The sequence below is a fragment of the Methylovorus sp. SPW-M1 genome (assembly GCF_053848825.1).
This window is the reverse complement of sequence record NZ_CM132626.1, coordinates 2,254,397-2,267,131: the sequence shown is the minus strand read 5'-3', so window position 1 is coordinate 2,267,131 and position 12,735 is coordinate 2,254,397. Positions and strand designations below refer to the sequence as shown.

The 12,735-nt window shown below is 56.9% G+C and carries 15 protein-coding genes; all 15 read left to right on the top strand.

Annotated features, from left to right (window positions below):
* Positions 1–2 precede the first annotated feature (2 nt).
* Entirely contained in the window at positions 3–1,226 is a 1,224-nt protein-coding gene (gene fmdA / locus ACWWD9_RS10665) for a formamidase (protein ID WP_015829545.1), read from the top strand.
* 41 nt (positions 1,227–1,267) lie between these two features.
* Entirely contained in the window at positions 1,268–1,612 is a 345-nt protein-coding gene (locus ACWWD9_RS10660; RefSeq protein WP_455867001.1) for an FmdB family zinc ribbon protein, read from the top strand.
* A gap of 80 nt (positions 1,613–1,692) precedes the next feature.
* On the top strand, positions 1,693–2,943 hold the full coding sequence (urtA, locus tag ACWWD9_RS10655; RefSeq protein ID WP_455867000.1) for an urea ABC transporter substrate-binding protein: 1,251 nt from the start codon (positions 1,693–1,695) through the stop codon (positions 2,941–2,943).
* 131 nt (positions 2,944–3,074) lie between these two features.
* The gene (gene urtB, locus ACWWD9_RS10650; RefSeq protein ID WP_013441530.1) at positions 3,075–3,992 is read left to right on the top strand and encodes an urea ABC transporter permease subunit UrtB; all 918 of its coding nucleotides are present in this window, start codon (positions 3,075–3,077) and stop codon (positions 3,990–3,992) included.
* 11 nt (positions 3,993–4,003) lie between these two features.
* On the top strand, positions 4,004–5,170 hold the full coding sequence (urtC, locus tag ACWWD9_RS10645; protein ID WP_013441531.1) for an urea ABC transporter permease subunit UrtC: 1,167 nt from the start codon (positions 4,004–4,006) through the stop codon (positions 5,168–5,170).
* Positions 5,167–5,910, top strand: coding sequence for an urea ABC transporter ATP-binding protein UrtD (urtD, locus tag ACWWD9_RS10640; protein WP_013441532.1), 744 nt, complete (start codon positions 5,167–5,169; stop codon positions 5,908–5,910). The genes urtC and urtD overlap by 4 nt, the downstream gene beginning before the upstream one ends.
* 32 nt (positions 5,911–5,942) lie before the next feature.
* On the top strand, positions 5,943–6,632 hold the full coding sequence (urtE, locus tag ACWWD9_RS10635) for an urea ABC transporter ATP-binding subunit UrtE (protein WP_013441533.1): 690 nt from the start codon (positions 5,943–5,945) through the stop codon (positions 6,630–6,632).
* A 96-nt stretch (positions 6,633–6,728) separates the two neighbouring features.
* Entirely contained in the window at positions 6,729–7,598 is an 870-nt protein-coding gene (locus tag ACWWD9_RS10630) for an urease accessory protein UreD (RefSeq protein ID WP_455866999.1), read from the top strand.
* A 138-nt stretch (positions 7,599–7,736) separates the two neighbouring features.
* Positions 7,737–8,039 carry an urease subunit gamma gene (gene ureA / locus ACWWD9_RS10625; protein WP_013441535.1) on the top strand — a complete coding sequence of 101 codons (303 nt, stop codon included), beginning with the start codon at positions 7,737–7,739 and terminating at the stop codon, positions 8,037–8,039.
* Positions 8,040–8,077: 38 nt separating this feature from the next.
* Complete coding sequence (locus tag ACWWD9_RS10620; protein ID WP_455866998.1) at positions 8,078–8,386, top strand: urease subunit beta; 309 nt, start codon at positions 8,078–8,080, stop codon at positions 8,384–8,386.
* Positions 8,383–10,086, top strand: a complete 1,704-nt coding sequence (gene ureC / locus ACWWD9_RS10615) for an urease subunit alpha (RefSeq protein WP_455866997.1) — start codon at positions 8,383–8,385, stop codon at positions 10,084–10,086. The genes ACWWD9_RS10620 and ureC overlap by 4 nt, the downstream gene beginning before the upstream one ends.
* Positions 10,087–10,143: 57 nt before the next feature.
* Complete coding sequence (gene ureE, locus ACWWD9_RS10610; RefSeq protein WP_013441538.1) at positions 10,144–10,641, top strand: urease accessory protein UreE; 498 nt, start codon at positions 10,144–10,146, stop codon at positions 10,639–10,641.
* Positions 10,631–11,317 (top strand): urease accessory protein UreF, encoded by a 687-nt coding sequence (locus tag ACWWD9_RS10605; RefSeq protein ID WP_455866996.1) that lies wholly within the window; start codon positions 10,631–10,633, stop codon positions 11,315–11,317. Before ureE ends, ACWWD9_RS10605 begins: the two co-directional genes overlap by 11 nt.
* 54 nt (positions 11,318–11,371) lie before the next feature.
* The gene (gene ureG, locus ACWWD9_RS10600; protein ID WP_015829551.1) at positions 11,372–11,998 is read left to right on the top strand and encodes an urease accessory protein UreG; all 627 of its coding nucleotides are present in this window, start codon (positions 11,372–11,374) and stop codon (positions 11,996–11,998) included.
* Positions 11,999–12,037: 39 nt separating this feature from the next.
* A complete protein-coding gene (locus ACWWD9_RS10595; RefSeq protein WP_015829552.1) occupies positions 12,038–12,616 on the top strand; it encodes a HupE/UreJ family protein in 579 nt (192 codons plus the stop codon).
* Positions 12,617–12,735: the final 119 nt, after the last annotated feature.

Genomic DNA, 12,735 nt, shown 5'->3' with positions numbered 1-12,735 from the left:
CTATGAAAACCCTTGTAAAACTCGATCTTGATAAAAAGCCATGGGAACAGGACGGCCAGATTCACAATCGCTGGCATCCCGATCTGCCGATGATTGCCATGGTGAAGCCTGGTGATGAATTCCGGGTGGAGTGCATGGATTGGACTGGCGGTCAGATCAAGAACGACGACAGTGCAAACGACATTCGTGATGTGGATCTGTTGCAAGTGCATTACCTGAGTGGCCCGATTGGCGTCGAAGGTGCCGAGCCGGGCGATTTGATGGTGGTGGAGATTCTGGATGTTGGCACGCTGGAAGATTCGCAGTGGGGTTTCAATGGTTTGTTTGCCAAGGAAAATGGCGGCGGTTTCCTAACCGATCATTATCCTGAAGCACGCAAGTCGATCTGGGACTTCCACGGCATTTACACCACTTCGCGCCATGTGCCCAACGTAAAGTTCGCCGGCATCATGCACCCTGGTCTGATCGGTTGCCTGCCATCCCGCGAGTTGCTGGATACCTGGAACAAGCGCGAAGGCGAGCTGATTGCGACTGATCCTGAGCGCGTGCCACCACTGGGCCTGCCACCAAATGCGCAAGCTGCCGTGATGGGCAAGATGACCGGTGAAGCTGCCAAGGCGGCTGCGATGGAAGGTGCGCGTACCGTGCCGCCACGCGACCACGGCGGTAACTGTGACATCAAGAACCTGACCAAGGGTTCCAAGGTGTTTTTCCCGGTCTACGTCAAGGATGGCGGTCTCTCCATGGGCGACCTGCACTTCTCTCAGGGCGACGGCGAAATCACTTTCTGCGGCGCGATTGAAATGGCCGGTTACCTCGATATCAAGGTCAGCCTGATCAAGGATGGCGTCAAGAAATACGGCATCAAGAATCCGGTGTTCCAGCCTAGCCCATTGACCCCCAACTATCGCGATTACCTGATTTTTGAAGGTATTTCGGTGGATGAGCAGGGCAAGCAGCATTACCTGGATGTGCATGTGGCTTACCGTCAGGCCTGCCTCAATGCCATCGAGTACCTCAAGAAGTTTGGTTACAGCGGTGCGCAGGCCTTGTCGATTCTGGGCACAGCGCCGGTAGAAGGCCATATCAGTGGCGTGGTGGATATCCCGAATGCGTGCGCCACCTTGTGGTTGCCGACCGAGATCTTTGACTTCGACCTGAAGCCTAATGCCGATGGACCGAAAATCATGGTCGCCAGCGGTCCTGACCTGGCCAAAGCCAGCTGATCAGAACGTCGTCGACTAGCGTAAATAAAGGGGAAGCCGGTATGCCTGTATATGAGTATCACTGTGAAAGTTGTGGCGTGTTTTCTGCACTGCGCAAGATGTCCGAGTCCAGCCAGCCAGCCGTCTGCGAAAGCTGTGGCGGCATGGGCGAGCGGATTCTGTCAGCACCCAACCTGGCCATTCTTGGCAAGGCACAGCGCAGCGCACACGAGCGCAATGAAAAGTCCGCACACGAGCCAGGCGTACGCCGTCGCTCCAGTTGCGGGTGCACGGGTTCTCATACCTGCAAGCCATCCGGCGCCACCAAAGAGAAATCAGCAGGTGGTAACAACGGTTTGCAGATGCAAACCAAAAAAACGGCAAGGCCGTGGATGCTGGGGCACTAGCCCTTTTATCCCCGCCTTTGCTGCAAGCAGTTTTTCGTAGGGCAGATAAGGTTAGCTTCACTTTCAACTAGGAGAAATTTATGAGTACCAATGATAGACGTCGATTCATGACTAAAGTGGGCGCCCTGACCGGCGCACTGCTGGCGGTCAGCATGGTTTCCGGCATGGGCAGCGCTTTTGCCGAGGACTTTCCTACTGCCAAGGTGAACACCACCAAGCTGGCCGTGACCGACAAGACCGTCAAGGTCGGTATTCTGCACTCGGCTACCGGCACCATGGCCATCAGTGAAACAGGTTCCATCCAGGCTGAAAAGCTGGCGATTGCCCAGATCAATGAAATGGGTGGCGTGCTCGGCCGCAAGATTGAAATCATTCAGGAAGACGGCGCCAGCGACTGGCCGACCTTTGCTGAAAAATCCAAGAAACTGCTGGAAAACGACAAGGTAGCCGCTGTATTCGGTTGCTGGACTTCCGCTTCCCGCAAGGCCGCCTTGCCTGTGTTTGAAAAAGACAACGGTCTCTTGTTCTACCCCACCTTCTACGAAGGCCTGGAGCAATCCAAGAACGTGTTCTACACCGGTCAGGAAGCGACTCAGCAGATTCTTGCTGGTCTGGACTGGATCGCCAAGGAAAAGAAGGCAAAAACCTTCTACCTGATTGGCTCTGACTACATCTGGCCACGTACTTCCATGAAGATTGCCCGCAAGCACATTGAGCAGCATCTGGGTGGCAAGGTGGTAGGTGAAGAGTACATCGCGCTGGGCGATACTCAGTTTGGTTCCGTGATCAACAAGATCAAGCTGAAGAAACCTGATGTGATCTACGCAGCGGTTGTAGGTGGCAGTAACGTGGCCTGGTTCAAGCAATTGAACGCTGCTGGTCTTAACTCCAGCAAGCAAACCATGCTGACTATCTCGGTAACCGAAGATGAAGTACTGGGTATCGGTGGTGAAAACCTGGCTGGCTTCTACTCTGCCATGAAGTACTTCCAAACCTTGAAGAACCCGAACAACGAAAAATTCGTGGCTGACTTCAAGAAATTGTGGGGCCCGAAAGCCGTTATCGGTGACGTGACCCAGGCTGCTTACCTCGGCCCATGGCTGTGGAAGGCTGCAGTTGAACGTGCTGGCAGCTTCGATGTGGACAAGGCAGTGGTTGCATTGCCAGGCTACGAGCTGAAGACAGCGCCAGAAGGCTACGTCAAGGTTGATCCTAACCATCACCTCTGGAGCAAGCTGCGCATCGGTAAATGGCGCGCTGATGGCCAGGCTGATGTGGTGTACGAATCTGAGCTGATCAAACCTGATCCGTTCCCAAAGGGTTACCAATAAGCATCACGTAAACCATACGGCCCTTAGGGGCCGTATTGGTGAGCGGTAACAAAAACAGTTCAAGCAATGGGAAGTTTTGTGAAATTGTGCAGTGAATTTTTCAGGCAAGTCATACAAGTGGAGGCCTAATCATGTTCGGATATTCAATGGCGGAAATAGGAAACATCATGGTGATGCAGGGCTTCGCCGGCCTCAGCATGTTCAGCGTCCTGTTACTGATGGCGCTAGGTCTCGCGATCATTTTCGGGCAAATGGGGGTGATCAACATGGCGCATGGCGAGTTCATGACCATAGGCGCATATACCACCGTGATGCTCTCAAAACTGGCCGTCGCCTACGGCTTTGTTAATTACTACTTTATCTTCGCCATTATCGTGGCCTTTGTGCTGGCTTTCGCCATCGGCTACCTGGTTGAGTTCACTTTGATCCGGCATCTCTACAAGCGACCGCTGGATACCTTGCTGGCGACCTGGGGCTTAAGCCTGGTCATGCAGCAGATTTTCCGTTCCAGCTTCGGCGCCAAGGAAGTGAGCGCTGAATTGCCAGAATGGCTGCTGGGTTCTTTCCAGCCTACACCTGATATTGATATCCCGATTAACGGGGTATTCGTGATGGGCCTTGCTGCCGTCGTCACCTTCGGTGTGTTCCTCTTCATGTTCCGTTCGCAATGGGGCCTGCGTGTCCGCGCTACCGTGCAAAACCGTGTCATGGCAGGGGCTGTTGGTATCAATACCAAAAAGGTTGACCGCGTAACGTTCGCACTGGGCTGTGGCATTGCCGGGGTTGCCGGTGCTGCATTTACCACTATTGCCTCCACCGGTCCTACCACCGGTACGCTCTACATCGTCGACAGCTTCATGGTGGTGGTGTTTGGCGGTGCGGCAAGTCTGTTCGGTACCATTGCTTCTGCCTTCGGCATAGCCCAGGCGCAATCGATACTGCAGTTTTTCATGACCAGTTCCATGGGTAAGGTGGCCACCCTGCTCACCATCGTCGGCATTCTGATGATGCGTCCTGAAGGTCTGTTCGCTTCCAAAGTGCGTAAGTAAAGGAAACATTCATGAAAACACTCTCCGATAAGTTATTGGGCGGCAAGCAGGGGGTCTTGGGCCTTGCCCTGCTGGCGCTGCTGATCCTGGTTATCCTGCCGCTGGGCCTGGATATCTTCCGGCTCAATCTGGTGGGCAAATACCTCACTTACGCCTTTGTGGCACTGAGTCTGGTGCTGCTGTGGGGCAATGGCGGCATCCTTAGTCTGGGGCAGGGCATGTTCTTCGGCCTGGGCGGTTACTGCATGGCGATGTTCCTGAAACTGGAAGCCTCTGACCCGATCAGCACAAAGATCCAGACCACGCCAGGCATTCCTGACTTCATGGACTGGAACCAGCTGACGGCCTTGCCATGGTTCTGGGAGCCGTTCAAGAGCTTGCCATTCACCATCCTGGCGATCCTGATCGTACCCACCATCTTTGCCTACATCATCGGCTTTGCCATGTTCAAGCGTCGTGTGGGGGGTGTGTACTTCGCCATCATCACGCAGGCGATTGCGCTGATCCTGAGCATCCTGATTGTGGGTCAGCAAGGCTATACCGGTGGTGTGAACGGCATTACCGACCTCAAGACCATGCTGGGCTGGGATATCCGTACCGATAGCGCCAAGTACATTCTTTACTATGTGAATGCGATTCTGCTGTTCGGCTGCATCTTCCTGTCGCGTTACATCCTGACCAGCAAATTCGGCATGCTGCTGCTGGCCATGCGCGATAAAGAAGAGCGCGTGCGCTTCTCTGGTTACGATGTGTCTGACTTCAAAATCTTCACCTTCTGTGTGGCTGCGATGATCTCGGCCATCGGCGGCGCCATGTTCACCCTGCAAGTGGGCTTCATGTCACCTTCGTTTGTCGGCATCGTACCGTCGATTGAAATGGTGATCTTCGCCGCTGTGGGTGGGCGCATGTCGCTGATAGGCGCGGTATACGGCACCTTGCTGGTTAACTATGGCAAGACCGTGTTCTCGGAAACCTACCCGGAACTCTGGCTGTTCCTGATGGGTGGCCTGTTCATCGCCGTGGTGATGTTCTTCCCGGATGGCCTGGCTGGCATTTACCAGAAACATGCCCGCAAGATTCCTTTCCTCAAGCGCTGGGTGGCGGAGGAGAAACAAAAGCAGACTGACGCCCATGCCAGTCATGGCAAGGTAGGCACCAAACTGGGAGCAGAAGCATGAGTAATACTGACTTTATCCTGGCAATTGAAGACCTGACCGTATCGTTTGACGGTTTCAAGGCGGTGGACAAGCTGAACCTGTACGTCGACAAGAACGAGCTGCGCGTGGTGATTGGCCCTAACGGCGCCGGCAAGACCACCGTGCTCGATCTGATCTGCGGCAAAACCAAATCCACCTCGGGCTCGATCAAGTTCAAGAACAAGGAGCTGACCAAACTGGCCGAGCATGAAATCGTGCGGGCCGGGGTGGGGCGCAAGTTCCAGACGCCTTCCATCTATGAAAACCTGACCGTGTACCAGAATCTGGAAGTGTCGTATCCACGTGGCCGCAGCGTCTGGGGCAGCCTGCTGTTCAAGCGCTCGGACGATGTAATGACACGGGTATACAAGGTGGCGGAAGAAATTCTGCTGAAAGACCTGCTGGATATGGAAGCCGCTTTGCTGAGCCACGGCCAGAAGCAATGGCTGGAGATCGGCATGCTGTTGATGCAGGAGCCTGAACTCTTGATGCTGGACGAGCCAGTGGCGGGTATGAGCGCCAAGGAGCGAGACCAGACAGCCGACTTGTTGAATCGCATCTGCCAGAACCGTTCGGTGATCGTGATCGAGCACGACATGGAGTTCGTGAAGAAGATCGCGCACAAGGTGACTGTGCTGCATCAGGGCAAGATTCTGGCCGAAGGCAGCATGGACAAGGTGCAGGCCGATGAAAAGGTCATTGAAGTGTATTTGGGCCACTAGCAGTTGAGCCATTACGTCACGGGAGACAGACGATGTTTGAAATTCAAGACCTGAATGTGAGTTATGGCCAGAGCCAGGTAATCCATGGTCTCAGCTTCAAGGCTGAGCGCAACGAAACCCTGGCCATCATGGGCCGCAATGGCATGGGCAAGACCACGCTGTTCAAATCGCTGATGGGCATACTGCCCAGCAAGGCCGCCAAGGCAACGGTGGATGGCGTAGACCTCAATGGCAATGAAAGCCACGAGCGCGTGGCCAAGGGCCTGGCGTATGTGCCACAGGGCCGGATGATATTCCCCACCATGACGGTGCAGGAAAACATCATGACCGGCATGGAGAAATCCAAAACGCGGGAAATCCCTGAGGATATCTATGCCTTGTTCCCGGTGCTGTTTGAGATGCGTAACCGCAAGGGCGGCAATCTCTCCGGTGGTCAGCAGCAGCAGCTGGCGATTGCCCGCGCACTGGTGACCAACCCCAAGGTATTGCTGCTGGATGAGCCCACCGAAGGCATACAGCCTTCCATCATCAAAGACATTGCCAAGGTGTTGAATGAAATCCGCAAAATGCGTGAGATCACCATCATCGTGTCCGAGCAGGTGCTCAGCTTTACCATGGAAATTGCCGATCGCATCATCGTGATCGACAAGGGTAAATTCATCCACGAAAACAAGCGTGAAGAAGTGGATGCGGCCAAGATCAAGAGTTACCTCTCGGTGTGAGCGACCGGGAGTTTCCCCCGACTGGCAGGCCCTTTCAGACTGCCAGTCGGCCCTTTTCGCAGTCCGTTTTTCCATTTTTTTATGTCATGATGCGGTATGAACCAGATTTCCCATGAGGCGCTTACCGCATTATCCGGCGCATATGCCGCAGGCTGGCAAGCCAGGCTGGAGCTGGAGTTTGCCGTCAGTCACCAGCGCAGCACGCTGGTTCGCCGCGCCCATCAGGGGCCGCTGGTCATACAGAAAAGCCTGCATCCGGAAGGACCTGAAGTCTGCCACGGCATTATCGTGCATCCACCCGGCGGAGTGGCTGGTGGTGATCAGCTGACCTTGCAAGCCACGCTGGGGCCGCAATCGCAGGCCTTGCTGACGACGCCCGGTGCGGGCAAGTGGTATAAATCCGGTGGCCGTCGCGCCAGTCAGGCACTGCAGTTTCATCTGGCTGACCAGGCGCAACTGGAATGGCTGCCGCAGGAAAATATATTGTTTGATGGTGCTGATGTGCACTTCGAAGCCGACATTCACCTGACCGGCCAGGCTGTTTTTGCCGGATGGGATATTCAGTGCTTTGGGCGTCAGGCGCGCGGCGAGCAATGGCAGCACGGAGCTGTGCGCCAGCGCTTTACCATCCGTCGTGATGGGCGCTATATCTGGCTGGAGCGTGGTCACTGGCATCCAGAATCCCTGGTCATGCGTTCGCCCGTCGGTCTGCATCACGCGCTGGTCCATGGCAGTTTTGTGGTGGCAGCGGGCAGTGTGCCCAAGGATATTCTGGCGGATTGTCAGGCAATGACGGTGACATCGGCCGCGCGCGTCGGCGTGACCGCCTTGCCGGAGATCGTGGTGGCCCGCTATCTGGGGGATTCTGCCCCGGAAGCCCGGCAGTATTTTGAGGCCTTGTGGCAGCACTTGCGCCCTTGGTACGGTGCGCGTCAGGCTGTGCGGCCACGTATCTGGAACACCTGATAGGGGACACCGCAGCGGGGTAACCAGCTGTTCACTGTGTCTGCGTGGCTTGGCGATCATGGCGGTGAAGTGGTAGAAAACGGCTTGCTATAACAGGATGAGTTGGCGAAATGCCAAGAGGATGAAACGAGGCAAACGATGGAATTAAGCCCAAGAGAAAAAGACAAATTGCTGATTTTTACAGCCGCGCTGCTGGCTGAGCGTCGCAAGGCGCGCGGGCTCAAGCTGAACTACCCGGAATCGGTGGCGTTTATTTCAGCCGCCATCATGGAAGGCGCACGCGACGGCAAGACTGTGGCCGAGCTGATGGGTTATGGCGCCACGCTGCTGACACGTGACGATGTGATGGAGGGCGTGCCCGAAATGATTCCTGAAATCCAGATTGAAGCGACATTCCCCGATGGCACCAAGCTGGTCACCGTCCATCACCCCATACCCTGATTGTCTGTCACGCAAAAGTTAACGAAAAGAGACATGTCATGATTCCTGGTGAAATGCAGGTAGAAGCAGGCGAGATACTCCTTAACGATGGCCGTGCCACGGTGACGCTGGCTGTTGCCAACACTGGCGACCGGCCGATACAGGTAGGCTCGCATTACCATTTTTACGAGACCAATGAAGCCTTGAATTTTGATCGCCAGCTTGCCTATGGCTTCCGGCTGGATATCGCCGCGGGCACTGCAGTCCGTTTTGAGCCGGGGCAGACACGCACCGTGCAGCTGGTAGCACTGGCGGGTGACCGGCAGGTGTATGGATTTGCCGGCAAGGTCATGGGAGCACTGAAATGAGCGTCAAGATTACACGGCAAGCCTATGCTGAAATGTTTGGCCCCACGGTGGGCGACCGCCTGCGACTGGCCGATACCGATCTCTGGATCGAGGTGGAAAAAGACTACACGCTGTATGGCGAAGAGGTGAAGTTCGGTGGCGGCAAGGTGATACGCGATGGCATGGGCCAGGGCCAGCGGGTCGCGGCCGAGGTAGCCGACACAGTGATCACCAATGCCCTGATTGTGGACTACACCGGCATCATCAAGGCCGATATTGCCATCAAGGCCGGCCGTATCGCCGCGATTGGCAAGGCGGGTAATCCTGATATCCAGCCTGGTGTCACCATTGCCATTGGCGCCGCGACCGAAGTCATTGCCGGCGAAGGCATGATCGTGACCGCTGGCGGCATTGATACCCATATCCATTTCATTTGCCCGCAACAGATTGAAGAAGCGCTGATGTCGGGCGTCACCACCATGATAGGCGGCGGTACCGGCCCGGCAACGGGGACTTTTGCCACCACCTGTACCCCGGGCCCCTGGCATATTCATCGCATGTTGCAGGCGGCCGATGCCTTCCCCATGAACCTGGGTTTCCTGGGCAAAGGCAATGTCAGCGTGCCGCAGCCGCTGGTGGAGCAGGTGGAAGCCGGCGCCATTGGCCTCAAGCTGCACGAAGACTGGGGCACCACGCCCGCCGCCATTGATAATTGCCTGAGCGTGGCGGAGGACATGGATGTGCAGGTGGCGATCCACTCCGATACCCTCAATGAATCGGGCTTTGTCGAAACCACGATTGCTGCCTTCAAGGATCGCACCATCCATACCTTCCATACCGAAGGCGCCGGTGGTGGCCATGCGCCGGACATCATCAAGGCGGCAGGCTTTGCCAATGTGCTGCCATCTTCCACCAATCCGACCCGGCCCTACACCGTCAATACCATCGATGAGCATCTGGATATGTTGATGGTGTGCCATCACCTTGATCCCGCCATTGCAGAAGACATCGCCTTTGCCGAGAGCCGCATCCGCCGCGAGACTATTGCCGCAGAAGATATCCTGCATGACCTGGGTGCTTTTTCCATGATGTCGTCCGATTCGCAGGCCATGGGCCGCGTGGGCGAAGTCATCATTCGGACCTGGCAGACCGCGCACAAAATGAAAGTGCAGCGCGGCGCCCTCACCGAAGATACGGCGCGCAATGACAATTTCCGCGTGAAACGCTATATCGCCAAGTACACCATCAACCCTGCGCTGACGCACGGGATAGCGCACGAAGTGGGCTCTATCGAAGTCGGCAAGCTGGCGGATCTGGTGCTGTGGCGTCCGGCATTTTTTGGCGTCAAACCCTCCACCATCCTCAAGGGGGGCATGATCGCCGCGGCGGCCATGGGCGATCCCAATGCGTCCATTCCCACGCCGCAACCTGTGCATTATCGCCCCATGTTCGGCGCCTACGGCGGCGGACTTAAAACGTCGGTGACCTTTGTCTCGCAAGCTGCGCTGCATAATCCGCAGCTGGCGGCACTGGGCTTGCAAAAACCGCTGGTGGCCGTGCGCGGCACGCGCGATGTCAAGAAAAAAGACATGATCCACAACGGCTGGATGCCAACGATAGATGTGGATACCGAAACCTATGCCGTGCGCGCCGATGGCATGCTGCTGGTGTGCGAGCCTGCTACCGTGCTACCCATGGCGCAACGCTATTTTCTGTTTTAATGGCATGCCTTGCATGACGAGCGCAAGTCAGGGGGAAGCGCAGATTCAATGAGCGAAATGCTGAATATATTTGAACGGGCCGTTGGCCACGACCACATTGATGACCGGGTGGCATTGCCTTTTGATCGTCGCCAGAAAAGCCGGTTGCGCGTCACCTTGCAGTCTGGCCAGGAGGCCGCCTTGCTGCTGGAGCGCGGCACTATTCTGCGTGGCGGCGATTGTCTGCGCGCGGAAGATGGCCGCATTATTGAAGTGCTGGCGGCCGAGCAGCCGGTGATGGATGTGACGGCCGCCGATGCGCCGACACTCACCCGCGCTGCTTATCATCTGGGTAACCGGCATGTGCCTTTGCAGGTTGGCGACGGCTGGTTGCGGCTGGAACAGGATCACGTGCTGAAAGACATGCTGCTGGGGCTGAATGTGACGGTGCATGAGCTGCAGGCGCCATTTGAACCTGAAGCCGGTGCTTATGGCGGTGGTCATCGCCATCATCATGATGAAGATACCGGCGGCAACCTGCGTCCGCCCATGCGGTTGAAGCGCCATGCCGGATAAGGCACTGGCCCTTTCGCGCCTGTTGCAGCTGGCAAGCCCGATGTTGCCAGTAGGTGCCTATAGTTATTCGCAAGGTCTGGAGTGGGCTATCGAGTGTGGCGATGTCACCGATAAAGCCAGTGCCGAGGCCTGGATAGGGGCGGTGCTGGCGATGTATCAGGGACAGTTTGAGTTACCGCTCTTGCATCGCCTGATGCTGGCATGGGCGGCGGGTGATCAGTCCGCGGTGAGTGAGTGGGATGCGATTTACCAGGCCGGGCGCGATACTGTCGAGGCGCATGCCGAAAGTCGTCAGATGGGTTATTCACTGGTGCGCTTGCTGAGCGAGTTTGACTCGCTGCCAGCCGAGTGGCTGGCGCGCCTGCAAGCGATGCCAACCCCGGCATTTATCACGGTATATGCTGGCATTGCCGACCAGTGGCAAATTTCACCTGAGCAGGCCTTGCATGCTTATGCCTGGTCCTGGCTGGAAAATCAGGCCTCTGCCGCCATGAAAGCGGTGCCACTGGGGCAGGTGGCCGGGCAGAAAATACTGCTGGAACTGGGCGGGCGATTGCCCGCGCTGGTGGCGAGTGCCATGGCATTGCCGGACGAGGACATCAGCAACTTCTGCCCCGGTCTCAGCATTGCTGGCTGCCGCCATGAAACACAATATACCCGGCTATTCCGCTCCTGACGGGGTAGCCATGACCATCGCAATGAACAGTGAGATCAAGCCAAGGAACACGATATGAGCACATCAACAGAACATACGACTGAACCCCTGCGTGTCGGCATAGGCGGCCCGGTCGGCTCCGGCAAGACCGCGCTGACACTCGCCTTGTGCAAGCGTTTGCGCGACGTCTACAACATCGCCGTGGTGACCAACGACATTTACACCAAGGAAGACGCCGAGTTCCTGACGCGCAACGAGGCCCTGAGCCCGGAGCGCATTATCGGCGTGGAAACCGGCGGCTGCCCGCATACCGCCATTCGCGAGGATGCGTCCATGAATCTTGAGGCGGTGGCACAGCTCAGTCAGCGCTTTGCGCCGCTCGATGTGGTATTCGTCGAGAGCGGTGGCGATAACCTCGCCGCCACCTTCAGCCCCGAGCTGTCAGACCTGACGATTTACGTGATTGATGTGGCGGCGGGCGAGAAGATTCCACGCAAGGGCGGTCCTGGCATTACCAAATCCGATTTGCTGGTCATCAACAAAATCGATCTCGCCCCCATGGTAGGCGCATCGCTGGAGGTCATGGACCGTGACGCCAAACGCATGCGCGGCGAGCGGCCATTCCTGTTCAGCAATCTCAAGACCGGCCAGGGCCTGGAAGATATTGTCCGCTTTATCGAAAAACAAGGGCTGATGCAGTAATTGCACGGTCCGTTACCCGCTACACAACAGGAGTCCATTATGCAAAATCGACATACACACACAGGCCTGGCAGCCATGGCCTTGCTGCTGAGTCCAGCGCTGGCACTGGCGCACCCGGGCCATGGCCTCGACAGCGCCGCGGCTGGCTTCATGCATCCGCTGACCGGCTGGGATCACTTGCTGGTGATGCTGGCGGTGGGACTGTGGGCTGGGCGTCTTGGCGGCGCTGCCCGCTGGCAATTGCCGCTGACCTTTTTACTGGTCATGCTGGTGGGCGCACTGGCCGGCATGGCCGGGCTTACACTGCCCGCGATGGAAACCGGCATTGCTGCCAGCGTTATGGCGATTGGCCTCTTGATCGCCTTGCATGTGGTATTGAAACCCCTGTGGCAGGTGGCGCTGGTCGCGCTGTTTGCCCTGCTGCACGGTGTGGCGCACGGTGCTGAGCTGGTCACCCACTCAGCGCTGATGGTGCTGCCTGCCATGCTGGCGGCCACGGCCTTGCTGCATATGGCGGGTTTGCTGTTGGCCTCGCGCGGCCTGCCTTTGTCCGCACGCCTGCAGCAAGCCATCGGTGGTGCCATTGCGCTGGCGGGCGGCTGGATGCTCTTCGCCTGATACGCTTTACTCAGTCACTCGAAAAACGCCTGCCCATACTGGGTGGGCGTTTGTTTTTTTCCTCCCGTCATCTGCCATTTCTGCATGGCAGCTTAGCGATTCACATTTCTTTACCAGGG